The following is a 26,875-nucleotide window of genomic DNA, read 5'->3' as shown; positions in this document are numbered from 1 at the left end:
TGACCAGGGCCGCTCGTTCGGATCACGCCGGGCTCGCGGGGCCCGGCACCGCGCCCTGATCCGACCTGATCCGAACGAAAGGCCCTAGGCCCGGGGAACGGCCCCCGCCACGAAGTCCTGCACCTCGGTGCCGGGAGGGGCGAGCAGGAAGACATTGCGGTCGACCCGGTGCATTCCGCAGCCGAGGCCGAGGACCACTCCGCTGCTGAAGTCCAGGACGCGCTTGGCGACATCGGACTCGGCGCCGCTCAGGTCGAGCAGCACGGGGATGCCCGTCATCACGGTCTCGGCGACCTCGCGGGCGTCCGCGAACACGTTGACCCGCAGCACGACGAACCGTCGCCGCGCCTCCGTCTCCGCTTCGGGAACGGCCCTGTGGTCGACCGCCGACGGCCATGCGTTACGGCCGCGCAGAGGTACGACCTGGGCGAGCCCTTCCCACTGTTCGTCAGTGACGTCGTGGCTGTTCACTGCCCCACCCCGTCCGGGCTCGTACTTTTGTCTGCACCCGCCATTCTTACGCCAAGTCACCCGTTCAGCCCAACAGCGACACGGTCCGCATCCGCCGTGGTGGCGGGCGCGGACCGTGCCGGGCGGACGGATCCGGTGTCAGGCGGCGATCGCCACGGCGTCCACGGCCTTGACACGCAGGGTGCTGCGGGCCGTGCCCAGACTGGTCACGAACGTGGCCGTGGCCGCCAACGCCACGACCGTGAGCCAGATCCCGAGGCCCTGGTCGGGCAGGAGCGAGTCGGTGCGGACGGTGGTGAAGGGCACGATTCCCGCGAGGCCCGCGACCGTGCCGAAGAACACACCCGTCACCGTGAGGACGAGGCTCTCGACCGCGACCGTCCCGAGGACCTGTCCCGGCGTGGCACCGGCCAGGCGCTGCTGCCCGAACTCGCGGACCCGGTAGGAGGTCGCCGCGTACAGGGTGTTGACGAGCATCACGCAGGCGAAGACGACGATGATGCCGACGACCACGAAGTTGAGGGTCTCCAGGTTCTTGTCCTCGACGGACTTGGCGAGACCGGACGCCTTGATCGCGTCGTTCTCGACGGCCTGCATGTAGAGGGTGGCCGTGGCCATGCCGGTGAAGAGGATCAGCGGCATCAGGACGCCGGAGAGCTGCTCGGCGCGCTGTCGCATGTTCCGTACCGTCAGATAGCCGCTCGCGCCGGTGAGTGCGGTGAGCAGGGGTTCGACGCGGCCGAGGAGGGCGCGCAGCAGGGCCGGGGACAGGAGCGCGAAGCCTACGGAGAGCAGGATCGCGCCGTAGGCGGGGGCCGCCATGAGAGCCGCGTCGGTGGCCTTCATGGCGAAGGTACTCAGGACACCGGCGGCGCCGACGGCGAGCACGCCCCATGCCGCGAACTTCCGGGCCCTGCCACGCCCTTGACGCATCCCGGCGGCCGCCCTCGTGGCGCGCCGCACCGCGAGGAACGCGGCGCCCGCGGAGGCGAGCAGAGTGACGGCGAGGCCGGACATGAGGGCGACGGGACCGAATACGTAGCTCACGCCGTCGGCGACCTGGCCGCTGTCCTTGAACACGTCGAGCAGGGCGTGGCCGCCGAGCACCGCGGGCCCGACGGCGAGCACCGAACCGGCGAGGGCGACGATCACGGACTCGCCGACGATCATGCGCTTGATCTGGGCGGGGGTGGCGCCGGTGTGACGCAGGAGGGCGATCTCGTCCGTGCGTTGGCGGACGTTGACGGTCAGGGTGGAGGCGACGGCGAAGAACACGAGGAGGGTTCCGTAGCCGCCGACGACGCTCGCCGCGGTGGTCAGGGTCTCCGCGCTGACGTGATCGACGCCGGGGGCGCCCGCCGTGTCGTGCAGCGAGTTGAACGTCATGATGATCGCCGCACCGAGGAAGGCGGACAGGAGCGTCGCGACGAGGCGGCCGGGGCGCAGCCGGACGGAGCGCAGGGCGAGTGCGAACACGGCTCACACCCCCGCCGGCGTGCTGTCGCCGAGGTGCGCGAGGCGTTCGGCCACGGCGTCGGCGGTGGGCGCGGTCATCTCGCCCGCGAGGCGGCCGTCCGCGAGGAAGAGCACGGAGTCCGCGTACGAGGCGGCGACCGGGTCGTGCGTCACCATGACGACGGTCCTGCCGTGCAGGCGCACGGCTTCCTGGAGGAGGCGCAGGACGTCGCGCGCGCTGCGGGTGTCGAGGGCGCCGGTCGGTTCGTCCGCGAAGATCACGCTCGGTTGGGTGACGAGGGCGCGGGCGATGGCCACGCGCTGGCGCTGACCGCCGGAGAGCTGGTCGGGGCGATGGCCGAGCCGGTCGCCGAGGCCGACCTGGGTGAGGATCTCCTGGGCACGGGCCCGGTTCACGCGCCGCCCTGCGAGCCTGAGCGGCAGGGTGGCGTTCTGGGCGACGGTCAGCGTCGGCAGCAGGTTGTACTGCTGGAAGACGAAGCCGATCCGGCGGCGGCGGAACTTGGTGAGGGCCGCCTCGGTACCGCCCGTCATCTCCTCGCCGTCGACCATCACGATGCCGCTGTCGGGCCGGTCCAGTCCGGCCGCGCACTGCAGGAGCGTGGACTTGCCGGAGCCGGAGGGACCCATCACGGTGGTGAACGTCCCGGTCCGCAGGCTCAGGGTCACGTCGTCGAGTGCGGTCACGGCGCTCTCGGCGCCCTCCCCGGCCCCGTACGTCTTGCTGACCTTGACGAGACGCAGGGCCTCGCCTCCGTGCCCTGCCGGTCCGCTGCCGCCTGCTCGGCCCGTACGTCGGAACATGGTCTCTCCCCGTCCACCGTCGTCGTCACGGCGCTGTCCGCGCCATGACCACGACGTTAGGGACGGCGGCTTTCCGGCACATGGGGCGTACGGCCCGGACCTCGGGTGTTGCTACGTACACCCCGCGCATCCAGCTGTCCGGTGGACCGGGTCAGGTGAGGTCGATGTGCACGTTGGTCGACTTCACGCGGGCGATGGCCTGCATGCCCACCTCCAGGCCGAGCTCCTCGACGGCCTCGCGGGTCAGGAGCGAGACGAGCCGGTGCGGGCCCGCCTGGATCTCGACCTGGGCCGCCACGTCGCCGAGTTTCACACCGGTGACGATGCCGGGGAAGGCGTTGCGCGCGGAGGTGTACGAGGCGTCCTCGTCGTCGGGTCCCGACTGGCCGACCTCGACGGAGAAGGCGGCCAGGTCCTGCCCGCGGATCAGACGGCGGCCGCCCTCGTCGCGGTGGGTGGCGACGCGGCCCGCGTCGGCCCAGCGGCGTGCCGTGTCGGGGCTGACGCCGAGCAGCCGCGCCGCCTGCCCGATGGTGTAGGACTGCATGCGCCGAACAGTAGACGGCGGCCGACGCCCCGTCACATCGCCCGTGGCACCTCGAAAAGGCACGCCACCCAAGTCACACCCCCGAAGGCACCACACTGCGTCCCGTCTCGTGGGCGTACAGCGTCGTCCGGTCGCGCAGGGCGGCGTGCACCGCCATCTGTGCGTCGCGGCGGCGCTGGGCCGGACCGTCGGGCAGGTGCAGCACGCCGGCGTTGCCGCGGGAGCCGCGCTGGATCTCGGCCGTGCGCGGGATGCGCAGGGACTCGTAGCGGGCGAGGCGGGTGCCGGTGGGCTCGTCGGTCGGGGCGGCGAGGCAGGCCGCCAGGTCCATCGCGTCCTCGATGGCCTGGTTGGCGCCCTGTGCCATGAACGGCAGCATCGGGTGCGCCGCGTCGCCGAGGAGCGTGATGTGGCGGCTCGACCACTGCCGCAGCGGCGGCCGGTCGTGGAGCGCCCACTGATGCGTCACGTCGACGGCCTCGACGATGTCCGCGACCAGGCCGGTCCAGGAGCCGAACGCGCGGCGCAGCTCCTCCGGGTCGCCGGGCGCCGACCACGACTCGGGCGGCGCGTCCGTCATGGGCACGGTCGCGGCGAAGCTGAGGTGGCGGCCGCCGGAGACCGGGTAGCAGACGAAGTGCCCGCCGGGCCCGAGCCAGAGGCGCACGAGGGCGGCGCGCGCCTCGTCGGGGAGCCGGTCCACGGGGACCAGGCCCCGGTAGATGCCGAGTCCCGCGAAGACCGGCTCGTCGCGCAGGAACGTCTCGCGGACGGTCGAGTGGATGCCGTCGGCCCCGACGACGACCTCCGCGTCGCGGACGGTGCCGTCCTCGAAGGTGAGCCGGGCGCCGTCGTCACCCAACTCATCTGCGCCGCGCAGGCGTTGGCCGAGCCGGAGGCTGTCCCGGTCGACCAGCGAGAGCAGCGCCTCGTGCAGATGCGCGCGGTGGATCGCGTAGTACGGCGCCCCGAACATCCGCTCGCAGTCCTCGCCGAGCGGTGTACGGGCGATGGGGCGGCCGGTCCAGCCGCGTACCTCCATCGCCTCGATGCGCACGGCGTGCTCGCGCAGCGCCGGGCCGAGGCCGAGGCGCAGCAGCGGCCTGATCGCGTTCGGCGAGAGCTGGACGCCCGCCCCCACCTCCGCGAGGCGCCGGGTCTGCTCGAAGACCACGTACGGCATGTCGTGCGCGGCCAGCGCGCCGGCCAGTGCCAGGCCTCCGATGCCCGCGCCGACCACAGTGATCCGCGGCCGTTCCCCTTCGCCCACTTCCCCGAACCGCACGTCTGGGACCGCCTTCCGCGTCGCTGTCTACCGGCCATGTGCGCGGCGCTGCGAGGAGCCCGGTGGCCCGGGGTCCCGCCCTTCGCCGCTCCCAGAGCATCGGCGGATCCCGGCCCGCGCGGCAACGGCCGTCACCCCCTGACCTGACAACTGTCGCCGCTTGCGTGACGTCCGTCATCGGAACCGGGCCACGGCGGCTCAAGGGCCCCTGGCCGGGCCTAACTTCCAGGTGACAGCGAGATCTGACGACGCCGGGAGGCACACAGTGACGGAAGCGGAGGGACCGCGGTGACCGCGGTGGCCGTGGAGGGCCTGCGCAAGCGCTACGGGGACCACGAGGCCGTACGCGGCGTCGACTTCACCGTCTCGGACGGGGAGATCTTCGCCCTGCTCGGACCGAACGGCGCGGGCAAGACCACCACACTGGAGATCCTCGAGGGCTTCCGCGGCCGGGACGGCGGGAGCGTCGAGGTGCTCGGGCGCGACCCGGGCAAGAAGGCGGACGGCAAGTGGCTGCGCGGGCAGATCGGGCTCGTGCTCCAGGACATCGCCGTCGAGCCGTATCTGTCGGTGCGCGAGACGATCGCGCGCAACGCCGGCTACTACCCCGCGCCCCGCGGCATCGACGAGGTCATCGACCTGGTCGGGCTCGACGAGAAGCGCGGCGCGAAGGTGAAGGACCTGTCCGGCGGGCAGAAGCGGCGGCTCGACCTGGCGCTCGGCGTCGTCGGCAACCCGCAGCTCCTCTTCCTCGACGAGCCGACGACGGGCTTCGACCCGAACGCGCGTCGCGGCGCCTGGGAGGTCGTCAAGAACCTGCGGGACGCGGGCACCACCATCGTCCTGACCACGCACTACATGGACGAGGCGCAGGCGCTCGCCGACTCGGTCGCCGTGATCGCGGGCGGCGAGATCGTCGCCGCGGGCACGCCCGACACGCTGGGCGGCCGGGACAGCGCGCTGGCCCGGATCCGCTTCCTGCTGCCGCACGGCGCGACCCTCACCGATGTGCCGCTGCAGGTGAGCGATGTGCAGGAGGGCCTGGTCACGGCGGAGTCGGACGAGCCGACGGCCGCGTTGCACCGGCTCACCGGGTGGGCGCTGCGGCGCGGCACCCCACTGGAGCGCCTGACCGTGGAGCAGCCCACGCTCGAGGACATCTATCTGGACCTGACCAGCAAATACGCGGAACAGGAAGCATCCTCACCGTCCTCCGAACGCGGGCGCGGGCCGTCCTCGCGGCGAGGGCGCCGACCCGGACGGAGCCGCTCATGACCACCCTGACCCCGACCACGGCCGCCGGCGCCGGGCGCACCGCCCGCACCGAGCGGAGCCCGCTGGCGCTGCTCGGCCACCAGATCCGCTACGAGCAGCTGTCGTTCTGGCGCAACCCGCAGTCGATGGTGTTCACGTTCGTGCTGCCGATCGTGATCATCGCGATCTTCGGCGCGGTGTTCAGCGGCAGCGCCGACGACAAGTTCTTCTTCGGCCTGTCCGGCATGCAGTACTACACACCGACGATCGCCGCGGTGTCCGTACTGGGCGCCTGTTACGGGCAGTTGGCGATCGTCCTCGCGATGCGCCGGCAGACCGGAGTGCTCAAGCGGCTGCACGCGACGCCGCTGCCGGCCTGGGTCTACTTCACGGGCCTGCTCGTGCACTGCATCGTCGTGAGCGTCGTCGACGTGGCGCTCGTCATCGGCATCGGCTCGCTGTACGACGTGCCGCTGCCGACGCACTGGGGCGCGATCATGCTCACCCTCGTGCTCGGCGCGGCGAGTTTCTGCGCGCTGGGCGTGGGCGTCGCCTCGCTCATCAAGAACTCGGAAGCGGCGCCCGCCGTGGTGCAGTTCATCCAGTTCCCGCTGGTGTTCATCTCGGGCAGCTACTTCCCGATCCACTCCGAGGTCCTCAACAACATCGCCGGGCTGCTCCCGGTGAAGCCCTTCAACGACGCGATGCTGGCACCGTTCGCGCAGAACTCCGGCTACCAGTGGCGCGACCTCGCCGTCCTCGCGGCCTGGGGTGTCATCGGCGCTCTGATCGCGGTGCGCAGCTTCCGCTGGGACCCGCGGCCGGAGTAGTCCACGCGCCGTATCCCGCGCACGGCCTGGGGGCCTCCTCGGAGGCCCCCTCGGCACCCCGCCCCACCCCCCACTCCCCGAAGGGAACCCCCTCGCATGTCCCTCACCGAACGGCACACGCACCCCGGGCCGTCCGACCTCGCCGGCGCCTGGACCCTCGAACCCTCCGCAAGTTCCGTCGAGTTCACCGGCCGGCACTTTCTCCTCCTCCCGGTGACCGGGTCGATGCCGGTGCGCTCCGGCGCCGCGGAACTCGACGGGGACGGCCGGCTCGGGCACCTCGACGTCGCGCTCGACGCGGCCGGCTTCACGACCGGGAACCCGCGCCGGGACGACGCCGTCCGTGGCCCCGCCTTCCTCGACACGGAGCGCCACCCGCTCCTGCGCTTCGACGGTGAGTCCCTCGCCACGGGCGAGCCCTGGACCGTCTCCGGCCTGCTGTCCGTCAAGGGCCGTGCGGTGCCGCTGGTCCTCACGGTCGACGAGGCCGTCCCGGAGGGCGCCCGCACGGTCGTCCGCGCGTCGGCGACGGTCGACCGGCACGCGTGCGGCGTGAGCGCGATGCGGGCGATGGTGGGTCCCCGGCTGCGGGTGCGGGTGACGGCGGTGTTCGTACGCGCCTGATCCGCGTGCGGCACAACACGAAGGCCCGGTCGGTGATTCACCGGCCGGGCCTCGTGGTGCGTGCTCCCGGGTCAGGCGAGGGCGCCCTCCGCGACCGGGAAGACATGCGCCAGCCAGGCGTAGTTGCGCAGCTCCTCCAGAAGGCTCAGGCCCAGGCGGTTGTGGAGCATGTGGGCGTGCGAGAAGAGGATCATGCCGGGGTGGGTCGGGGACTTCTCCCGGATGTCGCCGGTGAGGGCCGCGAGTCCGTCGTGCCAGTGGGCGAACGGGCCGTGGGCGAGCGGGTCCACGGGCTTGGCCCCGGCGTCCCGGGTGATCGTCGTCAGCGAGTCGAGGAGCTCGTCCGGGTAGCCGGCCTCCCCCGCCCAGGCCCGCCAGGCGCCCAGGCCGTGCGCGTAGAAGTAGCCACGTTCGGCGGTGTCACCGAGGGCGGCGGCGGCCGCCATGGTGCCGCGCAGGGCGAGCAGGGATCGCTGCGCCTGCGCAGGAGCCTTCGGCGCGAGGCGCAGGACGAGCTCGCTGGAGAGCCGGAACAGGTCCTCGGTGGCGGGCATCAGGGCGGGGCCGCCGTAGCGGTCGAACTCGGGGTCGTAGTCGGCGCGGTGGACGCCGGGCGCCAGCATGGCCCGTACATGCCGGTCGTCGCCCTGCTCGCCCGCGGAGGCGAGCGCTCCCGCGCCTTCGAGGTAGGCGTCGGGGTCCAGCGGATCCTCGCCGGGCCCGAGCGTGCCGGCGTCGGCGAGCCGGACGCGCAGCGCCTCCTCGACGCGGTCATACGTATCCGGCTCCAAGTCCCTTATCCGCAACCGCAGATGGGGTCCTGCCTGCCAGTAGCGGATGAAGAACCAGGGCGTGCCGGGGGCGAGTTCGCCGATCGTGGGGCCGATCACGTCGGTGAGGACGCGGTCGTGCGCGGTCCGGGCGGTGGTGGCGAGGTGGAGGTGCCACGAGCTCCATGTCATGAGGTCTCCCTGAGTGGTCGGGGCGTGGACGGTCACAGCCGCAGGTCCAGGAGTGCGCCGCCCGAGTCCTGCGGGGCGCCGACGACGACGGAGAGGACGATCGTCTCGTCCGGGTCGAGGCCGAGGACGCGCTGGGTGGGGATCTCCTTGAACGCGCGGACGGGCCGGGCGAAGAGGCCGGAGGCCGCCGCCGAGAGGCACAGGCCATGGGCGGCCCAGCCGACGGCGTGCTGTGCGGCGCCCCACCCGGCCGGGCCCGAGCGGGCGAACAGGTCGCGGGGGCGCACGGAGAAGAACACGGTCATGGGCGCGTGCCGGATGCGGCAGCCGTTGACGGGCGAGACGCCGTACCCGTAGTGCTCCTCCAGGCGGGCGGGCGCTTCCGGGTCGGCGCGCAGCAGGCGGGCGCCGCCCGGTACCACGCGGTGGACCCCGTCCTCGTGCCCGTCGACGCCCTGGACGACGGCGGTGATGTTCACCGCGTCGAAGGCCGCCGCGAGGTCGGGCCCCGGGGGCGGGACGGCGAGCCACCGCAGGGCGGTGTCGAACGCCTCGGCGGGGAGCCGGGCGCGGCGGCCGCTCATGCCGTGCAGGGCGCGGGGCATGCGCCCGGAGTGCCGCTGCCACAGAAGCTCCGCCCAGTTCGGGACGGTGCGCGAGAGAGGCAGGTCCCGCGGGATCGCGCGCCCGACCGGTACGGGTGAACTGTCGTACGTCTGCTGCCGGTTGACGCGCACGAGGTCGGCGAGGGACGGGTCGCGCAGGTCGGGGACGGCGGCGCGACGCCGTACGGGCAGGACCGGGGCCGGGTCGCCGACGTCGAGGGTGAGCGGCAGCGACCACTCCCACGCCGGGTCGAGCCCGAGGTCCCCGAGGAGTTCATGCCCGTCGGGCCCGGGCAGCGAAAGCCGCGCGGGTACGTCGAACAGTTCGAAGCCCACGCCCAACGCCCGCAGCACGATGCCGAGTTCGAGCGCGACCAGCGAGCCCCTGAACCACTTGTAGGCGGCGGGGATCGACGTGTAGCGGCCGGTGAGGGCGATCCGGCGCGGCGCGCCTCCGCCCGGCTCACCGGTCAGCGCGTGCCGGCCGGGATCGAGGACACGCCAGGGCGCCCCGCCACTGCCCCCGGCCACGAAGGCGTGCACGGGGAAGAGGCAGCGCGGGGAGGCGTAGGGGCGGTGGTCGTTGTACGGGTTCTCGGGCTCGCGGCGCTGCGGGCCGAACGCGGTGATCAGCGCGCGGGCCAGGCGGTCCGGCACGTCGCGCGGCGGCGGGAGCGCGGGGTAGGGCATGGCCTCCAGCAGGTCGACGGTGCCGAGGGGGAGGGTCTCGCGCGGGGCGCCCTCGCGCGGAGGCTCGGGCGGGACGTGCGTGTCCGGAGGCGGTTCCGGGGTCCAGGTCCACGGGGGCGGCTCGGGCCGGTCGGCGCCGGCGCCGTACGCGTACCAGAGGGGTTCGCGCGCGATGCTGTTGTCGCCTTCGGGGCCCGGCAGTTCCACGGGGGAACGCCGGGCCGGCGCGGGCGCCGTCACGGGAACGGGTGGGGGTCGTAGGGGGACGTCCGGTGCTCCTGGGCCGTGCCGCGCAGGGCCGCGTCCAGGCGGGGCAGGCCCGCGAGGCGCTGTTGTGCATGGCCGAAGCACATCGGCAGGATGCCGGGGACGACCGCGCGCGCTACGTGGATGCCCGCGTCGGCGTGCTCGCGGCTCGTCTGGTCGACGAGGACGATCCGGTCGAGGCCCGCGTCGGCGAACAGGGAGCGCACGAAGTCCAGGGCGCCCCGCACATCGCTGCCCGACGCGTCGGCGAGGCGTCGCGGCCAGTCGGGGAACGCCTCGTCCAGGGTGACGCTCGGGCCGCCGAGCGCGGCCGTGGCCCGCTCGCGCGTCTCGGGGATCGAGGAGAACCGGACGTGGTCCTCCAACTCCTGGACCAGCCAGGGGTCTTCGGCCATGGCCTCGACCTGTTCCCTGGTCCAGTCGACCGGGTTGGTGACGAGCTGGGCGACCTCGCGCAGGGCGCCGCGGATCGCGGACTGCGGGTCCGCCCCGGATCCGGCCGAGGAGAACGTCGCGGGGAACGGGTCGAGGCGGTTGACGGCGAGGACCCAGACCACGGGCAGCGCGATGTCCCGCGTGGCGACCAGGAGATGGATGTCGAAGCCGCGCGCCTGGATCAGTTCGATCATGGCACGGCTCGTCGGGTCGGTGATCGAGCTCTCCGGGATGTGGGGCAGCGGCGCGGCCCGGTACCAGGAGGTCAGGAACGCGTCGCGTTCGGCCAGCTCGAACAGCGAGTGCAGCGCCGCCTCTTCGAGGTTCGCGCCGACGGCGCAGCCGCTGGACGACTCGTAGAAGTAGTGCTTGCGCTCGTGCGGCCCGACGGCTCTCGCGGCGCGCCGGTCCCTGCGGAACGCGTACTCGTACTGGTAGAAGGCGTGGTCGGCGGGGACGAGCAGGGCCCGCCCGTCGTCGAGGTCGTGGCCCCACACCCAGTCCATCGGGGTGTCGGCCGTGTGCGGGGTCACCCGGCTCGTCGGGTGGGCCAGCTGCTCGTCCGTGTACCGGCCGAGGGTCGCCGGGTCCACGGCGTGCTCGGCGACGTCCGTGTACGCGCGATCCGTGAGGACCGGGGTGTCGTACGGGAATCCGCCGAGCCGCTCGTACGCCTCCAGGACGGCGACCGGCTCGGTCTCGGCGAACGTCCTGGCGCGGCCGTGTCCCATCGCCGGCGCGTCCGGCACGACGGCCATGCTCATCGCGAACGGGGTGCGGGACTCGCGCAGGATGGCGCGGACCGGGCCGAAGCGGTCGTCGACGAGGCGCTCGCGCAGCAGGCCACGCTCGACGAGACGGCTGTCGCCGGATCGGGTCGGGTCGCCCGGGGAAGCCGGCCGGTTCCGCAGCGCAAGCGGCAACGGTTGTTCCGCGGCGGCGAGTTCACCCTTCTCCGGGCCGCACAGCGGGCAGTGGAAACTGCGGGCGACGCGGTGGCGGCGCAGGCCGCGCGCCGAGACGGCGTAGAGCTCGCCGGGGCCGAGGGGCCGCCGCGCCAGATGCTCCAGGGACGCCCGGAGCAGTTCGGGCAGCAGCGCCTCGGACGGCGCGGGGCCGACGGCCGCGCGGGTGAGGTCGCCGACCAGGGGGTGGTCGACGACGGTGCGCTCGCGCACCTCGGCGCAGCCCGCGCACCCGGCATCGGTGCCCGGCGCCCACAGCGGTCCGACGAGGACCTCGTCGCCGTGGACGCGCACGGACAGATGCGGTCGGCCCGACTCCCGTGCGGTGTCGAGGTGTTGACGTTCCCAGCCGAGGTCCCAGCCGCGCCGGACGGAGACGCTCGCGCCGTCCGCGACGGCCGGGGCGCTCAGCCCGGCGCAGACGTCCCGCCAGATCTCGTCGTCGTACGCGTCGGGGGCGCCCCGCGCGATGATCGTGTCCGCCGTGTCACTGTGCATGGTGGGTCTCCCGCGTGCGTTCTGCGGCCTCGACCGGCCCGTACCAGAAGGTGATTTCACCGAGCACCGGGTCCGCGGCGACGGCGTGGCCGATGAAGGCGACGCCGAGGGTGTCGGCGTGGGCGACGAGCTGTGCGCGCAGGGCGCCGACGGCGGCCGGATCGGCGAACAGCAGGGCGTCCGTGGAGAGTTGGCCGTGCCGGGTCGTCTGCGCGTGCGCGACGGCCTCGCGCAGGGCGGTGCGCAGCGCCTCCTCGGGGGTGGATCCCCAGCCTGCGCCGAGGAGTTCACCGGCCGCCGTGGCGACCTCGGCGAGACGCCAGTCGACGCCGGGGACGTGACGCAGCGCGAGCCGGGGCTCGCCCTCCACGAGCTGCCGGAGGGCGGACAGGATGCGCTCACCTTCGGCGTCGGGCGTCGCGTCGGCCCCGGCAAGCTCCACCGCGCGCGGGGCCAGCAGCCGCAACGCCCCGTCGAGCAGCCAGTGTTCCTCGGTCAGCCCGGCTGCTGCCCCCGCGACGCGGTCCCGCAGGGCGAGCAGCGCGGCGGCGACGGTCGCGGCCTCCTGATGCGGTCCCCAGGCGACGACCGTGCCCGCACGCTCCCCGCGCTGTTCCACGGCGCGCAGCGCGAGCGGCATCTGCGGCAGGTCCTCGTCGGCGGTGTAGGCGAACAGGCCGGTCCAGCGTCCGGCGAGGGCCACGGCCGACTCGCGCGCGTCCTCGGGTTCGGGCAGCGGTGTCGAGGGGACGCCGGCGAGGAGGGAGCCCGGCCGGCCGGTCGCGGCCGCCATGCGGGCTCCCCCGACGGTCACCCGGTCGGAGACCAGGTCCGCCCCGTGCACGACGTGGGCCTCGCCCGCGTCCGCCGTCCCTGTCAGCGTGTCGATGAGCAGCTGCCCCGCGAGGGCCCCGGCGACGGCGTCGGCGACCGGGCGCGGCACGGGCCCGTCGCCTTCGTCCGTCCAGGACAGGGCCCGGTCACGGAAGGCGACGTGCGCCTCGGCGCCCTCGGGACCGCCCGCGAGAACGGGTCCGACGACATGGGCCGTGTCACCGAGGAACACCGCCAAGTGGTGCCTCACAGAAGGGAGTTCAACCCGTACGTCACCGGCTGCGGTCCGGATCTCCAGCACCGCGTCAGCGCCCTCGCACACGTGGTCAGACGCATCGGACGCCTCGATGACCGTCACCTCCCCCACCCCGGCCCGGCGCAGCCCGCGCGCCGCCGGGCCCGTCGCCTCGGGCGGACCCGTGACGAGGACCCGGGCGGCGCGCAGCCGCGCGAACGCGGCGTACGGGTCGTCGAGGCGGGCTTCGAGACGGGCGACGGACTCCGCGTGCGGCGCGCGCTCCTCGGCGGACGGCTCGGGGGCGGTGAACGCGTCGGGGTCGAGCAGGAGTCCCGCGTCGCGCAGCTTGCCGACGAGGTGGCGTACGGCGGGCCGGGAACGCTCGGTGCCGAGTTCGGCCACGAGTTCGTCCTCGGTCGCGCCGTTCTCCAGGAGAGGGACGCAGCCCTCGGCCACGGCGTGCAGGACGTCGGAGCCACGCAGGACGACCTGCCCGCGCGTGCCGCTGAGGTAGACGCCGCCGGGCACGGGCGCGAAGTGCAGGTCCGGGCGGGCCTTGAGCTTGGCGTCGGTCATGCCTGTCCCCCTCGGTAGGTGAAGCGGCCGCCGGCGTCGCGGCCGACCTCGACGACCCACTCGGTGGCGTGCGTGCCGTCGACGACGGACGGCAGCGCCTCCTCCAGGTAGCAGCCGTCGGCGCCGCGCCGGTCGAGCATGCGCGGCAGGACGCGGGCGCTCAGGGCGCTGGTCAGGTCGACGTACTGCGGCTTCTGCTGGAGCCGCTTGGACTGCACGTCGGGGGCGCCCACCGAGAGGGGTCCCTCGTCCTCGGGCGCGTTCTTGATGACGACCTCTTCGGCGACGCCGTGCCGGGCGCGCCACGCGTTGAGCGCGAGCAGTCGGTCGTGCTCGTCGGGTCCCGCGGCGACGGCGGTGGTGAGTTCGTCGCCGCCGTACCAGCGGCGGCGTCCGATGAGGACGTCGCCGACGGCCATGCGGGGCGCGGTCCTGGTGGTGGCGCGGTCCCACGGCGTCGCTGCGTGCCAGCTGTTGGGCAGGCTGTTGAAGAGGCGGCCGCTGATGGCGAGGCCCGAGGCGACGGACAGGGGCGGCGGGAACAGGCCGGGGTGGCCCGTACCGAGCGGCAGGACGCGCAGGGGCGCGCCGTCTGCGTCCTCGACGCGCAGCGTGTCGGTGTCCGGGTCGTGCGCGAGGCGCAGCGTGAACCAGTCCTCGGGGGTGAGGCCGCCGGGCAGGATCGGCGCGTGCGCGTTGACGTTGAGGCGGTGCAGGCCCAGGTCCTCGGTGACGCGGGCGCCGTCGAAGCCGTACTCCCTCTGGAGGTGTCCGGCGAGACGGGGCAGGGCTCGGCCGCCCATGCGGCGGTCGGCGTCGAGGAAGCGGGCGTAGAGCATGCCGTGGCCCGGCAGTCCGTCGTTGAGGACGAGCCTGCCGTCGCCCTCCTGGAGGAGGACGCCGTAGATGAGGGGGTCCTGGCGGAAGCGGTCGGGCAGGGACGCGGTCAGGCCCGCCACGTCGTCGGGGGTGAGGACGAGGGTGTCGTCGCCGGCGTCGACGGTCTTCGACAGACGCGCGTGGACGGCCTCGGTGAGCTCGCGGCGCAGCAGGTACATGCGCTCCAGGGAGCCGTCGGCGGGGCCGATGCCCGCGAGTGCGGACGGGTCGCCGGTGCCGTGCGGCCCGTACACGGCGTCCATGGCGGCCGCGCGCCGGGACACCTCGCCGACGACGAACGCGGCGTTCGCGGCGAGCGGGATGTTGGCCCCGGCGCCGAACCGTTCGACGAACGCGGCCGTCATCAGGACGCGTACATCGTGCAGCCAGTCGAAGACGGACAGGAGCTCGACGGCCGGGCCGAGGTCGGCGAGCGGCTTGTGCCACTGCCGGGTCGCCACCTTCAGCGGCGGCATGACGTAGTCCTCCTCGACGGTGATCTGGGCGGGCCGCCCGGCGAGGTGGCTCAGCTTGCCGAGGTCGCCGCGCAACTCGGCGAGCACACCGCCCCGTTCGGGCGCCGCGGCGTCGGCGAGGCGGGGCAGTCCGGCGCGGATCCCGGCGGCGAGGGTGGTGGCGCGCGGGTCGTCGGGGGTGAGGAGGTCGTCGTAGTCGGCGGAGCCGTCCTCGGCCTCGTGGAAGGTGCACAGCAGGCCCTGGCCCACGGCCTGCCGTACGCGCTTGTCGGCGGCCTCCGCCGGGATGCCGGCGCGTTCGGCGACGTGGGCGACGACGGCGGGGAAGAGCCGCGGCCCCATGGACACAGCGTCGAGGAGATCACCGGCGGGCCCGTCCAGGGGTACGGCGAGCCGGCGCATGCCCGCGTCGGTGAGCCGCAGGAAGAACAGCTTGCCGGACTCGGGGTCGGGCGCGGACGTGGGCGGGATGCCCACCCACAGGTCCGTGAGGTCGGCGGTGTCGGCGGCGGGGAGCCCGCCGAGCACGTAGCCGAGCATGACGCGGTCGAGCCCGGGGAAGGCGGTGGCGCCCTCGAAGGGGACGTCGCCGGGGTCGACCCCGGCCGGGTCGGGCTCCGCGATGCCGACGGCGGTGAACCGGGACAACGGGCTGGTGCGGACCATGGCCCGGGTGACGTACTGGATGAGGCCGCGCTCGGACTTGCGGGTGCGGGCGGAGACCTTGCCGGGGCCGAGGACGGCGGCGCGGTAGCGCTCGGCCTCCTGGTGGACCTCGGGTGCCACCAGGGCGAGCGAGCGCAGCAGGTCGTCGTCGCCCAACAGGGCGGCCAGGCCTGCCCGTTCGCGGTCGGCGGCCTCGGTGTAGCCCTCGACGACGGCGTCGCGCAGCCGCTCCCTGGTGTCCCGTGCGGCCAGCCACTCGGTGACGGCGGGCGTGGGGGCCGGCGGCTTCTTGGGTGCGCGGCCGTTGTGGATGGAGCGGCGCAGCGCGATGAGGTCGCGGCGCTCGGCGTCGTCGGCGGCGGCGCCGATGCGGTGGTACAGCTCGTCGGAGCACGCGTCGGCGGCCTGTCTCAACACCTCTTCGGCGGCAGCGAGTTCGGCGAGGGTGCGGCGCTGGGCCGGGTCGGCGAGGCGGGTGCGGCGCAGCGGGTTGACCCGCAGGAACCAGAGGGACTCGGGTGTGGTCGGGCCGGTCATCGCGTGACTCCCGTCGGGTCGGCCGCCGCGCCGGCCATGCGGTCCCGGCGGTCGTTGAGGCGGTCCTGCCAGGACACGCCGAGGACGTCGTCGACGGTCTCGGCGATGGCGAAGCACATGTAGTAGCGCTGCATCGGCGAGACGGTCAGGAGCGGCAGCTGCTCGTAGAAGAGGTTCGTCAGGAGGCGGAATGCGGCGAACCAGCGGGAGGGGTCGGCGACCACTCCGGACTCGCCGACGGCGCGGTGGAAGTCGCTGTCGGGCTGGTCGCCCTGCGGGACGACGCGCGTCGCTCCGGGCGGGCCCATCTCGCTGCGGTCCACGCCGTCGGTTACGGAGTCGAGCAGGTCGAGGGTGAGCGTCCCGGCGGCGACGGCGCTCTCCAGGGCGCCGGAGCTGTACGCGAACGCGGTCCGCCACTCGGCGGCGCCGGCCGACACCTCGCCGGACAGGCGCTGTTCGACGACGGTACGCAGCCGGGGCGCGTCCTTGGCGAGCCGTTCCTGGAAGACGGGCCTGACGTCCTTGGTGGGCGCGGCCCAGGCGAGGAACGCCTCGACGTGGGAGCGGGGCGAGAACACCCCGTAGGCGGGGCCGAGGAAGTGGGTGTCGACGAGGGCGGCGAACGCCTCGGCGAGCCGCACGGTCGCGGTGGCGGGCTCGGCCGCGATGCCGTCGATCATGCGCAGCAGGGGCTTGTTGAGAGCGCCGAGCACGACGGCGCGGAACTGGTCGAGGCGCGGCTCGCGGGACGCCGTGTCGGCGGGGCTCACCCGTGAGACGGCGCCGTGTTCGTGCAGCGGGAGGTAGGGCGGCTGCACCGCTTCGAGCCGGCCGAACTCGCGGGCCTGCTCCAGGTACGCCTCCTCGGTCAGGGCGCGCGGCGGGTCGAGCGGACCGGCGTCGAGGAGGTCCGCGACCTCGGTCCAGTCCGGGCCGCCCGGCACCGCGAGGGCGAGGACGTCGACGTGCGGGCCGTGCAGCCAGCCGCGCCTCAACTGGACGGCGGGAGCGCCCCGTTCGCTCAGGGCGCGGGCGACCGGCACGACGTGTCGGGCGAGCCACGCCGGTGTCACCGGCATCCGTGTGTGGAGCCGCACTCCCGTCAGGCCGGCGGAGTCCGGCTTCACGGCAGTGCGCTCCGGCGCTTCAACCCCCATGTTTTTCGCACCTTCCAGGAAATCTTCAACAGATCTTGCGGAATGTTTTGACTGGAATTCTGTGGCGCCGACCCGCACCCGGAAAGGGAATGTCCGGCGGCCTCTTACATACGTCACCGCTTTCGTGACACGAGCGCCCGCCGAGTCACGGACGGGTTGGCCGAAAACTGCCGGGCAGGCGCCAAGATCGCTGTACCCTCCGGCCATGACTACGGACACGGAGTGCCTTGCACTCACGCAGAATCTGCGCCGCCGCGGGGCCATCGTCCTCGCGGTTTTTGCCCTGGTGTGGGCTTTTGCGGGCGGCTCCGGCATAAGTGCCGTGGGGGTTTCGGTGACGGTCGGCGTGCTCGCCGCCGCGGTGACCGTCGTGGCGGTGGTCCTGGCCTTCCGCGGCGGGGCCGGTCCGGCCTCGCGCATGGTGCGGCTCCCGGAGAAGTGGAACCGCGGGGTCGGCATGGTGAACATGGCCGAGCTGGTGGCGATCTTCGTGGTGATCGCGGCGTCGAACGCGAGCGGCCACCCGGAGCTGATCCCGCCCGGCATCTGCCTGGTCGTGGGCCTGCACTTCTTCCCGCTCGCCCGCCTCTTCGACCAGTGGCAGTACAAGTGGACGGCCGTGTTCCTGACCGCGGTCGCGGTGGCCGGCCTGGTGGTTGCCGCGACCGGCACGACGATGGAGACCGTGCGTGTCGTGGTCGGCCTGGGTGCCGCGCTGGTGCTGTGGGCCTCGTCGTTCCACGTCGCCGTGCGGGGCTGACGCAGGAATGTCGGCGGCCCGACGAGGGGCCCGTAGAAAGGCCCCACAAAAGGATGTACCCATCCAGCTCCCGGCTGGATGGGCGCATCCTTTGGAACGGTGGATCAGCAGGCGGAGCAGGTGCTGGACGAGGACGACGAGGTGCCGATCGAACCGCTGGAGGCGCCCATCTCGGGGAGCGCGACACCCTGCGCGACCTCGAGGGTCTCCAGCTCGTCGACGTCGAAGCTGTCGAACGCCTTCTCCGCGTCGTCGCCGTTCTTGATGTCGTTGATGCTCATGTGATGAATTCCTTCCGGTGTTCCGCGAAGTGGCTTCGCGGGGTGGATGAGCGGTGGGTGAGGGGAAGTCAGCAGGCGGAGCAGGTCGACGAAGAGGACGACGAGGTGCCGATCGAACCGCTGGAGGCACCCATCTCCGGGAGGGCCACGCCCTGGGCGACCTCGAGGGTCTCCAGCTCGTCGACGTCGAAGCTGTCGAACGCCTTCTCCGCGTCGTCACCGTTCTTGATGTCGTTGATGCTCATGTGATGAATTCCTTTCAGGAGTTCCCGGGGATTCCCCGGAGGGACCTTCCCGGAGATTTCCGGGGGGTCTTTTTTCTTTCCGCAACCGGTGGCTGCGCAATTAATAATGCTCGGCCGGTCATTCGGTGGCCAGCCTTTGCGCCCCCTCGCTGACATTTATCACGGGGGAATTAACCGGCAGCGACCATTCCGGGCTGTTGAGCATGTCCCAGCCCGCCTCGGGATCGCCGGCCACGGAGTCGTCGGGACTGCGGCTGCCCAGCAGGAAGTCGCCTACGGACGACTCCTTCAGATAGTCGAGGCCGAGGACACGGGCCGACATGTCGGCGTCGCCGTTGCCCAGGCCGCACGGGGCCAGACCGAGGGCCGTCGCCACCAGGTACATGGTCTGGTAGAGCACACCGGTGTGCCGCAGCGTCGTGGCGTAGGCGATGGCGCGGTACTTCCACGCCATGCGCTGGAAGCGCGCCGTGACGGTGATGAGCACGTCGGGGCGCGCCTCCATCCCGGTGGCGCGTGACGCCACATGGAAGAGGGACTCCCGGTCCGTCTCCGCGTCGTTGACGAGGACGAGGCGGTGCGCGACGGGGTCGTAGTAGTAGATGCCGGCGTCGAGCCCCGCGCAGCGCCGCACGGTCACGTACAGCTCGAGTTCGTAGCCCTGGCCGCCGCTGGGATAGGGGCGGGAGACGACCTCGTCGCGGCCGCTGCCGTCCTCGGGGGTGTAGTGGGCGCGGACGCGGGCGACCCGGTAGAGGAACTCGCCCAGCTGCTCGGTCGTCAACTCTCCCTCTCCGTAGGAGCGGATGGAGCGGCGCGTCTCCAGGGCGGTGGTGAGGGACGGGTCGCGACCGGCGATCTCCTCACGCGTGGGCCGGTACAGGTCCACGGCCGGTCCGTCCGGGGCGGGCTTCACCGCGGGCTGGGGGTCGATCTCGCCGCGGTACGGGTAGACGGCGCCGAACACGTCGTCGTAGCGCCCGGAGCGGATGCGGGAGTGGAACAGCAGGTCATGGAAGTCCCACTGACGCAGCGTCGGCTCCGTGTCGGAGGCGAACGTGCCGTTCTCGTCGGCGGGTTCGACGAAGCCGGCGCCCACGAGGTGGGCCAGCGCGTCGAGGGCGTCGTCCTCGCGAAGGCCGGTGCCGAGCGCGCCGGCCGCGACGGGTTCGCCCAGGGCGGCGACCAGTTCGCGGGCCGCGCGGTCCACGAGCACCGCGCGGAACTTCACGAGCGGCGACTCCAGGACCAGTACGCCCTCGCGGGTACGGCAGAACGCGAACCGGGAGAGGCGCACGGTCGTGCCCGGCGCCACCACGGCGATCCGGTGCTCGGCGTCACGCGCGGTGGGCTCGATGCGCAGGAGCTCCCTGCGGTCGGCGGGGCCGCCCCGGGTGAGGACGCTGTGCGCGACGAGATGGCCCGCGCGGTCGAGGAGCCGTTCCACCTGGACGGCCTCGGCGGCCCGCAGGCCGTCCAGCAACTCGCCCATGGGGAGCGGCCCTTCGGCGAGCCTGCCGAGCGCGGTGCGGATGCCGCCGCGCACCGGACGCAGGGTGAGCGAGGTGGCGGGGCCCGCGAGAGTCGCCGACTCCCCGTCGAAGAGGACCCGGACGTCGGCGCGGAATGCGGGCGCGGTGCGCGGCGGTGATTTCGCCGTCTTCTCGGTCTGCATGCTGATCTCCGGTTCCTTTGAGGCGACTTGCCCAGACCGCGTGCGGTTGAGGGCGTACTCCGGAAATCACTGTCACGCCGAACGGGAACCCCTCCCCCTGTCTCGCGTGAAATCGGTGACGTACACCATCGGCGGCCATGACACCCGTCACCACGACGTGTCGATCGCTCGGAATTCCGCGCCCATGTCCGCATGCTCGGAAGACGAATTCACCATCCGGCCGGGCACGTCGGCCGAGCGACCTCAGTTAAGGAATCCCCGCCGTGCTTACACGTCGTCATGCAATACGCCTCGGTCTCACCACCGGTGCCGTCGGCGCAGTGGGCGCCGCGGGAGGGCTCTTCCAGACACTGACGTCGGGCGGATCCGCGAACGCGGCAACGGCGGCCGGCGCCCCGGCCGTCACGCCGTTCGCGGTCCCGCTGCCCGTGCCCAAGGTCCTCGCCCCGTACCGGAGAACGAGCACCGCCGACTACTACGCGGTCACCATGAGCCGCACCAGCCACCAGATCCTGCCCGGCACCCGCACGGACGTGCTGACCTACAACGGCACGTTTCCCGGCCCCACCATCCGGGCCCGCAAGGGCCGCACCGCGGTGGTCCGCCAGATCAACGCCCTCGACATGCCGGCCTCCGTCCACCTGCACGGTGGCAGCAACCCCGTGGAGCACGACGGCGGCATGACGGACACGATCGCGCCGGGCCGCTCCAGGACGTACGTCTACGCCAACGACCAGGTCGGGGCCACGCTGTGGACCCACGACCACGCCCACCACATGGAGTCCGAGCACGTCTACCGGGGCCTTTCCGGTCTCTATCTGCTCGGCGACAAGGCGGAGGACGCGCTCGGCCTGCCGTCCGGCCGCTACGAGGTACCGCTGGTCCTGCGCGACGCCCAGTTCGACGCAGCGGGCCAGATGGTCTACACGATGGACGACGCGGAGAACCGGACGACCATCCTGGTCAACGGCGCGCCGTGGCCGTACATGAAGGTCGAGGCGCGCAAGTACCGCTTCCGGATGCTCAATTCATGCAACCTGCGCATCTTCATCCTCTGTCTGAACGACGGCAGCCAGGTCACCCAGATCGGCTCGGACGGCGGCCTGCTCCCGGCACCCGCCGCCACCCCGGTCCTCGTCCTGTCCCCCGGTGAACGCGCCGACTTCGTCGTCGACTTCTCCAGGTACGCGCCCGGCACCCAGCTCACGCTCCAGAACATGCTGGGCCCGGGACCGACCGAACTCGTCGGCCAGATCATGCGGTTCGACGTCGGCGAGAAGACACCCGACACCAGCCGCGTGCCCGACGCCCTCACCACCCTGCCCGCCCTGCCGAAGCCGACCGTCGAGCGCAGCTTCGAGCTGCGGATGGACGAGCCCGGCACCGGCGACAAGGCCTACATCAACGGAAAGACCTTCGACGCCGGCCGCATCGACACGAACATCGAATGGGGCGACACCGAGGTCTGGACGGTCACGAACACCAGCACCACGATTCCGCACAACTTCCATACGCACCTGGTGCAGTTCCGCATTCTCGAACGCGACGGGCAGCCGGTCTATCCGGCGGAGGCCGGCCTCAAGGACACCGTGCTGCTCTTTCCGGGGCAGACGGCCAGACTCCAGCTCACCTTCGACACGCACAAGGGCGTCTATCCCTACCACTGCCACATGATCGACCACAGCGCCATGGGAATGATGGCGCAAATGAAGATCTCTTGAACTGCCCATTCCGCACATCGAATTGCTGGAGAAAGGGGGAAACATGACCGCACGATCAAGCCCGTACGTCCGCCGCATTCTCGACGCGCTCGAACGGGATCCGTCCCGCGCGGTCCTGCACCGGCCGGACGGCACCGTCGCCGCCGGTGAGCTGAGCGACTCCGTCCACGGCACCGCGGCCCTGCTGTACGAGCACGGGGTCGGCCGGGGCGACACCGTGGCCGTCCTGACCGGGCCGAACCATCCGCTGATGCTCAGCGCCCGGTACGCCGTGCACCTGCTGGGGGCCACCTCCGTCTACGTACGGTCGATGAACCCGAGGACCGACACGGAGACGTTCTCGCTCGGCACGCAGACCCGACTCCTGCGGGATCTGGGCGCGTTGCTCCTGCTGGTGGACGAGGAGAGTGCCGAGCGGGGGCGCTGGCTGTCCCACCGCCTGCCGGGGCTCACCGTGCTGCCGATCCCGCGTGGGGCTCCCGCCCGGGTCCTCGATCCGGGTCGGCTGCCGCCGCCGCGGCCCGACGCGCTCGCCGTCGTCGACTTCACCAGCGGCAGCACGGGCCGGCCCAAGATGGTCGCCCAGCAGTTCGGCACCCGTGAGGAGCTCGTCGACCGCCTCGCCCATGGCCTCGATCCCCGGGGACCCGCGACGCTCCTGTCCGTCACACCGATCAGCCACACGACGGCGCCGATGGCCGACGCCGTCCTGTCGGGCGGCGGAACGGTGGTGCTCCACGACGGCTTCGACCCCGACGACGTACTGCGCTCCTTCGCACAACAGCGCGTCACCGACGTGTACTTGGCGGTCCCCCATCTCTACCGGCTGCTCGACCATCCGGGCATCGACAAGACCGACCTGTCCTCGCTGCGCCGCATCACCTACAGCGGCACACCGGCGGCCCCGGGCCGCGTGGAGCGGGCCGTCCGCCTCTTCGGGGACGTCCTCATCCAGGTGTACGGCACCACGGAGGCAGGCGGCATCAGCAGCCTCAACCCGCTCGACCACCGGGAGCCGGAACTGCTCGGCTCGGTCGGCCGGCCCTTCCCATGGGTGCGCCTGGAGATCAGGGCGCCCGGCGACGGACCACAGGTCGAGCGGGGCGTCACGGGCGAGGTGTGGGTCAACTCCCCGACGGTGACCGCCGGTTATCTGGACGACGACGAGCTGACCGGCGCCACCCTCAGGGACGGCTGGCTGCGCACCGGTGACCTCGGGCACTGGGACCGCTACGGCTATCTGCGGCTCGACGGACGCGTCGGCGACGTGATCAAGCACGGCGGTCTGAAGCTGGACCCCACGGCGATCGAGGACGCGCTCCTCAAGCATCCGCAGGTACGCCAGGCCACGGTCTTCGGCGTGCGGGACGACGACTACGTGGAGCAGGTGCACGCCGCCGTCGAACTGCACTCGGGCGCCGCCCGCACCTCGTGCGACCTGCGCGGATACGTGGCCGCGACGCTGACTCCGGAGCACACCCCGGTCCGGATCTCCGTCTGGCCGCAGTTGCCGCTGACCCCGTCGGGCAAGCCGGACCGCGCGTATCTGCGCCGGGTGTCGTCCACACCCGAGCGCTCAGGGACGGCGCCGGCGCCCGCCACCAGCTCCCCGCGCGGAGCCACCGCGCGGGACGGCCCCGGCCGCGTACGCGGCACGGGCGCCCCGCCCGATCACGCCATCCCGCGAACCAGAAAGGGCGTCTCATGACCGCATACGGCCACTTCGCCCGGTCGCTGCGGCTGCGGCGGCTCTACCGCCACAGCACGGCCGGCCTGATGATCACCCCTCTCGACCATTCGATCAGTGACGGTCCCGTGGTGTCCAAGGGCATGTCACTCGACCATCTCGCGGGCCGCCTCGCGGCCGGCGGTTCGGACGCCGTCGTCGTGCACAAGGGCAGTGTGCGGCACATCAGTCCGGAGCGGTTCGCCGCGATGTCCCTGATCATCCACCTCAACGCGAGCACCAGCCAGGCGCTCGACCCCAACGCCAAGTACGTCGTCGCCGGCGTCGAGGAGGCCCTGCGCCTCGGCGCGGACGCCGTCAGCGTCCACGTCAACCTCGGCTCCGACGACGAGCGGCAGCAGATCGGCGACCTCGGCCGGATCGCCGACGCCTGCGACCGCTGGAACCTGCCGCTGCTCGCCATGGTGTATCCGCGCGGCCCGCGGATCACCGACCCCCGGGACCCGGAGCTCGTCGCGCACGCCGTGACGATCGCCGCCGACCTGGGCGCCGACCTGGTCAAGACCGTCTTCCTCGGCTCCACCGCGGAGATGCTCGACCTGACGGCGGCGTGCCCGGTGCCGGTGCTCGTCGCGGGCGGCCCCGCCCTCGACGACGAGGAGGACGTCCTCTCGTACGTGCGGGACGCCCTGGCCGGTGGCGCGGGCGGCGTGGCGATGGGCCGCAACATCTTCCAGGCCGCCGACCCCAGGAGGCTCGCCGCCAAGGTCGCCCGGCTCGTCCACCACTTCCCCGAACAGCACTTCGGGCCGGGCCCCTTCACCGCGTCCGCCGACACGGACAGCGACGCCCGGCTCACCCCGGACCACCTCGACGCACCGACCACCACCCCGCTCTCCCACGATCTGACAGGAGGTCCGCATCATGACGGACGCCAAACTGTGCTGGCTTGACATCCGCGACGCCGGCACCGCCACCGCCGCCATCCTCGAAGAGGCCGTCCACCAGCGGATCGACGGCGTCGTCGCCGCCGACCCGGCCGCCTTCACCGGCCTGCCCCCGACCGTCCGCAAGATCCTCCTGTTCGAGGACGGGGCGGCCTCGGTCCCCACCGACCTCGGCGAGGCCGACCTGGTGATCGTGCCCGGCGGCAAGGACGAGCGGGCGCCGCTCGTCGCGGCGCACCCCGACGTCGAGTTCGGCCGCTACGTCGAGATCGTCGACGCCGACACCCTGGAGGACGCCTGCCTGGCGGCGCGTCTGGAGGCGTGGAGCGTCCTCGACTTCCGCGACCCGACGAAGATCCCGCTGGAGATCGTCATCGCGGCGGCCACCGGCGCCCCGGGCTCGATCATCACGACCGCGGCCAACAACGAGGAGGCCGAGATCGTCTACGGCGTGCTCGAACTGGGCTCGGACGGCGTCCTGATGCGCGGCCGCACCGTGGGCGACGCCACCGCCCTGCGCACGGCGGCGACCTCGCGCGGCGGGGAGATCCCGCTGGTCGAGCTGACGGTCACGGGCGCCACACACATCGGGATGGGCGAGCGTGCCTGCGTCGACACGACGACCCACTTCCGCAAGGACGAGGGCATCCTCGTCGGCTCGCACTCCAAGGGCATGGTGCTGTGCGTCAGCGAGACCCACCCGCTGCCGTACATGCCGACGCGCCCCTTCCGGGTCAACGCCGGCGCGCTCCACTCGTACACCGTGGCGCAGCACGGACGGACTCACTACCTGAGCGAACTGCACGCCGGCAGCTCGGTGCTTGCGGTCGACGTGAAGGGCCGCACGCGCCCCGTCAGCGTCGGCCGGGTGAAGATCGAGACGCGTCCGCTGATCTCCATCGACGCGGTCGCGCCCAACGGCCAGACGGTCAACCTGATCCTCCAGGACGACTGGCACGTCCGCGTCCTCGGCCCCGGCGCCTCGGTCCTCAACAGCACCGAACTCAAGCCGGGCGACACGATCCTGGGCCATCTGCCCACGGCCGACCGCCATGTCGGCTACCCGATCAACGAGTTCTGCCTGGAGAAGTAGCAGCGCCCGTACGCGCGTGAGCAGCGCCCGTACGGCTCGCACCAGGACGCCCCGCCCCGGCACACCCCGTGCCGGGGCCGGCGCGCGTCCGGCCCCGGGCCGCCCCGGTCTCACAGCCATCCGTGCTCGCTCGCGATGCGCGCCGCGTCGAACCGGTTGCGGCCGCCCAGCTTCTTGATGGCCGCCGAGGTGAGGTTCCGTACGGTCCCCGCGGCGAGATACAGCTCGCCGGCTATCTCCTTCACCGTGGCGCCGCCGGCGGTGAGGCGCAGCACGTCCATCTCTCGTACGCTGAGCGCCGATTCACCGGTTGTGGGCGGCCGCATCAGCGCCGGGTCGACGGTGAGACAGCCGCCCGCGACGCCCATGAGGGTGGTGATCAGCTGCGGGAGACGCGCGTTCTTGGGGACGATGCCCAGCGCGCCCGCGGCGACGGCCCGGTCGACCACCGCGGGGGTGGCCGCTCCGACCATGAGGGCGACGCCGCACTTGGGATGCTGCGCGCGCACATCGGTCGCGGCCCGCAGCGCCTTGCCGCCCATGGTGGGCTCCCCGAGGAGCAGCACGGTCGGCCGGTGCCGTTCGACGGCGGGCAGCACGGCCTCGTAGGTCGTGGCGAGCCCCACGACGTCCAGGCCGTTGGTGCCGTTGAGCGTCTCGGCGAACGCTTCGAGGACCAGCTGGTGATCACCTGCTACGACCACGCGTACGGACATCTCTCTACCCCCGTATCGATGTACTGGACTCAGGCTCGGACTCGGACTCGGAACCGGAACCGGACGTGCCGAGCAGCCGGTCGACCACCGACCTGGCCAGTTCCTCGGCCCGGGCCTCCTGGTCGATCTCGATGTGCACGGCGTGGACGGGCAGGCCCGCGACGACGGCGGCCGACACCGCGCGGAACGTGTCCGCGAGGCCGTACGGAGCGTCCTCGGCCGGGACGATCACGACGGCGGCCGTGAGCGGACCGATGTCGGCGGCTATCTGCGCCGGCAGCCCCAGCACCGCCTCCGTGTCCTCGGCGTCCACCTGGTAGGGCAGCGCCACGAGACCGATGTCGGCCAGCTCCTTGCACAGGAAGGCGGCGTTGGTGGCCGCGTCGTCCCCGCGCCCCCGATGGCCCGCGCCGACGACGGCGACGGCGGCCCCGGCGGCACAGAGCCGCGCGGTGACGACCCGTCCGGTGCCGGTGGTGGCGTCGACGACGAGGACGACGCAGCCGTCGAGCGGCGGGGGTGCGTAGGACGCTGCGTGGGACACGAGGACTCCCTGTTCGCGGAATACGATGAGCAGGTAACGTGCGGAATCTGTGGACGGCTTGAAACGTGCGCGTCGCCGGGAACGCGGCGCGCCCTGATGAAGTGGAGCTCAGGCGCCTTGACTTGGC

General features: G+C 72.6%; 24 protein-coding genes. 8 read left to right on the top strand and 16 right to left on the bottom strand.

The annotated features are described in order from the left end of the window. Positions 1–84: 84 nt before the first annotated feature. From ACWFR4_RS25865 to ACWFR4_RS25845, 5 genes are all read right to left on the bottom strand, one after another. Positions 85–471: a cell division protein SepF gene (locus tag ACWFR4_RS25865; RefSeq protein WP_405477739.1), complete on the bottom strand. Its 387-nt coding sequence runs from the start codon at positions 469–471 to the stop codon at positions 85–87. Positions 472–609: 138 nt separating this feature from the next. Beyond that, positions 610–1,947, bottom strand: coding sequence for an FtsX-like permease family protein (locus ACWFR4_RS25860; RefSeq protein WP_453458918.1), 1,338 nt, complete (start codon positions 1,945–1,947; stop codon positions 610–612). Between the two features lie 3 nt (positions 1,948–1,950). Continuing rightward, positions 1,951–2,751 (bottom strand): ABC transporter ATP-binding protein, encoded by an 801-nt coding sequence (locus ACWFR4_RS25855; RefSeq protein WP_453654746.1) that lies wholly within the window; start codon positions 2,749–2,751, stop codon positions 1,951–1,953. 151 nt (positions 2,752–2,902) lie between these two features. Continuing rightward, positions 2,903–3,298, bottom strand: coding sequence for a TOBE domain-containing protein (locus ACWFR4_RS25850; protein ID WP_405477745.1), 396 nt, complete (start codon positions 3,296–3,298; stop codon positions 2,903–2,905). A gap of 73 nt (positions 3,299–3,371) precedes the next feature. Further along, positions 3,372–4,583 carry an FAD-dependent monooxygenase gene (locus ACWFR4_RS25845; RefSeq protein ID WP_453458912.1) on the bottom strand — a complete coding sequence of 404 codons (1,212 nt, stop codon included), beginning with the start codon at positions 4,581–4,583 and terminating at the stop codon, positions 3,372–3,374. A gap of 288 nt (positions 4,584–4,871) precedes the next feature. Between ACWFR4_RS25845 and ACWFR4_RS25840 the strand changes: the two genes are divergently transcribed. From ACWFR4_RS25840 to ACWFR4_RS25830, 3 genes are all read left to right on the top strand, one after another. Beyond that, positions 4,872–5,858: an ABC transporter ATP-binding protein gene (locus ACWFR4_RS25840; RefSeq protein ID WP_453654744.1), complete on the top strand. Its 987-nt coding sequence runs from the start codon at positions 4,872–4,874 to the stop codon at positions 5,856–5,858. Continuing rightward, positions 5,855–6,667: an ABC transporter permease gene (locus ACWFR4_RS25835; RefSeq protein ID WP_266935552.1), complete on the top strand. Its 813-nt coding sequence runs from the start codon at positions 5,855–5,857 to the stop codon at positions 6,665–6,667. The genes ACWFR4_RS25840 and ACWFR4_RS25835 overlap by 4 nt, the downstream gene beginning before the upstream one ends. A 96-nt stretch (positions 6,668–6,763) precedes the next feature. Further along, positions 6,764–7,291, top strand: a complete 528-nt coding sequence (locus tag ACWFR4_RS25830) for a YceI family protein (RefSeq protein WP_453654742.1) — start codon at positions 6,764–6,766, stop codon at positions 7,289–7,291. Between the two features lie 71 nt (positions 7,292–7,362). On the opposite strand, the gene ACWFR4_RS25825 is transcribed toward ACWFR4_RS25830, so the two are convergent. The 6 genes from ACWFR4_RS25825 to ACWFR4_RS25800 are packed head-to-tail and all read right to left on the bottom strand — an operon-like array spanning position 7,363 to position 17,079. Then, positions 7,363–8,253: a thiopeptide-type bacteriocin biosynthesis protein gene (locus ACWFR4_RS25825; RefSeq protein WP_453654740.1), complete on the bottom strand. Its 891-nt coding sequence runs from the start codon at positions 8,251–8,253 to the stop codon at positions 7,363–7,365. 32 nt (positions 8,254–8,285) lie between these two features. Continuing rightward, positions 8,286–9,788: a nitroreductase family protein gene (locus ACWFR4_RS25820; protein ID WP_453654738.1), complete on the bottom strand. Its 1,503-nt coding sequence runs from the start codon at positions 9,786–9,788 to the stop codon at positions 8,286–8,288. Continuing rightward, complete coding sequence (locus tag ACWFR4_RS25815) at positions 9,785–11,713, bottom strand: TOMM precursor leader peptide-binding protein (protein WP_453654736.1); 1,929 nt, start codon at positions 11,711–11,713, stop codon at positions 9,785–9,787. The genes ACWFR4_RS25820 and ACWFR4_RS25815 overlap by 4 nt, the downstream gene beginning before the upstream one ends. Then, positions 11,703–13,361 carry a hypothetical protein gene (locus ACWFR4_RS25810; RefSeq protein WP_453458899.1) on the bottom strand — a complete coding sequence of 553 codons (1,659 nt, stop codon included), beginning with the start codon at positions 13,359–13,361 and terminating at the stop codon, positions 11,703–11,705. The genes ACWFR4_RS25815 and ACWFR4_RS25810 overlap by 11 nt, the downstream gene beginning before the upstream one ends. Beyond that, on the bottom strand, positions 13,358–15,919 hold the full coding sequence (locus ACWFR4_RS25805) for a lantibiotic dehydratase (protein ID WP_453458897.1): 2,562 nt from the start codon (positions 15,917–15,919) through the stop codon (positions 13,358–13,360). The genes ACWFR4_RS25810 and ACWFR4_RS25805 overlap by 4 nt, the downstream gene beginning before the upstream one ends. Continuing rightward, positions 15,916–17,079: a hypothetical protein gene (locus ACWFR4_RS25800; protein ID WP_453654734.1), complete on the bottom strand. Its 1,164-nt coding sequence runs from the start codon at positions 17,077–17,079 to the stop codon at positions 15,916–15,918. The genes ACWFR4_RS25805 and ACWFR4_RS25800 overlap by 4 nt, the downstream gene beginning before the upstream one ends. Before the next feature lie 205 nt (positions 17,080–17,284). Here ACWFR4_RS25800 and ACWFR4_RS25795 point away from each other — a divergent pair, with 205 nt between their 5' ends. Then, a complete protein-coding gene (locus ACWFR4_RS25795) occupies positions 17,285–17,839 on the top strand; it encodes a DUF7010 family protein (protein WP_326710669.1) in 555 nt (184 codons plus the stop codon). Between the two features lie 104 nt (positions 17,840–17,943). Here ACWFR4_RS25795 and ACWFR4_RS25790 read toward each other — a convergent pair whose 3' ends face one another. The 3 genes from ACWFR4_RS25790 to ACWFR4_RS25780 form a co-directional block, all read right to left on the bottom strand. Next, positions 17,944–18,120 (bottom strand): thiazolylpeptide-type bacteriocin, encoded by a 177-nt coding sequence (locus tag ACWFR4_RS25790; protein ID WP_100591202.1) that lies wholly within the window; start codon positions 18,118–18,120, stop codon positions 17,944–17,946. Between the two features lie 68 nt (positions 18,121–18,188). Then, a complete protein-coding gene (locus ACWFR4_RS25785; protein WP_100591202.1) occupies positions 18,189–18,365 on the bottom strand; it encodes a thiazolylpeptide-type bacteriocin in 177 nt (58 codons plus the stop codon). A gap of 118 nt (positions 18,366–18,483) precedes the next feature. After that, positions 18,484–20,040, bottom strand: a complete 1,557-nt coding sequence (locus ACWFR4_RS25780; RefSeq protein ID WP_453654732.1) for a SagB/ThcOx family dehydrogenase — start codon at positions 20,038–20,040, stop codon at positions 18,484–18,486. Positions 20,041–20,303: 263 nt separating this feature from the next. On the opposite strand from ACWFR4_RS25780, the gene ACWFR4_RS25775 reads away from it, so the two are divergent. From ACWFR4_RS25775 to ACWFR4_RS25760, 4 genes are read left to right on the top strand one after another with little or no spacing between them, the layout of a single operon-like run. After that, a complete protein-coding gene (locus ACWFR4_RS25775; RefSeq protein ID WP_453458888.1) occupies positions 20,304–21,761 on the top strand; it encodes a multicopper oxidase family protein in 1,458 nt (485 codons plus the stop codon). Between the two features lie 43 nt (positions 21,762–21,804). Then, positions 21,805–23,469, top strand: coding sequence for a class I adenylate-forming enzyme family protein (locus tag ACWFR4_RS25770; protein ID WP_453458885.1), 1,665 nt, complete (start codon positions 21,805–21,807; stop codon positions 23,467–23,469). Then, a complete protein-coding gene (locus ACWFR4_RS25765; RefSeq protein ID WP_453458882.1) occupies positions 23,466–24,401 on the top strand; it encodes a 2-amino-3,7-dideoxy-D-threo-hept-6-ulosonate synthase in 936 nt (311 codons plus the stop codon). Before ACWFR4_RS25770 ends, ACWFR4_RS25765 begins: the two co-directional genes overlap by 4 nt. Then, a complete protein-coding gene (locus ACWFR4_RS25760; RefSeq protein WP_453654730.1) occupies positions 24,373–25,488 on the top strand; it encodes a 3-dehydroquinate synthase II family protein in 1,116 nt (371 codons plus the stop codon). The genes ACWFR4_RS25765 and ACWFR4_RS25760 overlap by 29 nt, the downstream gene beginning before the upstream one ends. A gap of 110 nt (positions 25,489–25,598) precedes the next feature. On the opposite strand, the gene ACWFR4_RS25755 is transcribed toward ACWFR4_RS25760, so the two are convergent. Together ACWFR4_RS25755 and ACWFR4_RS25750 are read right to left on the bottom strand one after the other, a co-directional pair. After that, positions 25,599–26,204 carry a response regulator transcription factor gene (locus ACWFR4_RS25755; protein ID WP_326710674.1) on the bottom strand — a complete coding sequence of 202 codons (606 nt, stop codon included), beginning with the start codon at positions 26,202–26,204 and terminating at the stop codon, positions 25,599–25,601. A gap of 4 nt (positions 26,205–26,208) precedes the next feature. Then, positions 26,209–26,748, bottom strand: coding sequence for a hypothetical protein (locus tag ACWFR4_RS25750; RefSeq protein WP_453458880.1), 540 nt, complete (start codon positions 26,746–26,748; stop codon positions 26,209–26,211). Positions 26,749–26,875: the final 127 nt, after the last annotated feature.

It is taken from the genome of Streptomyces sp. NPDC055140, assembly GCF_053607285.1.
Note: the sequence above shows the minus strand (reverse complement) of the source record. Positions and strands in the feature narration are given on the sequence as shown.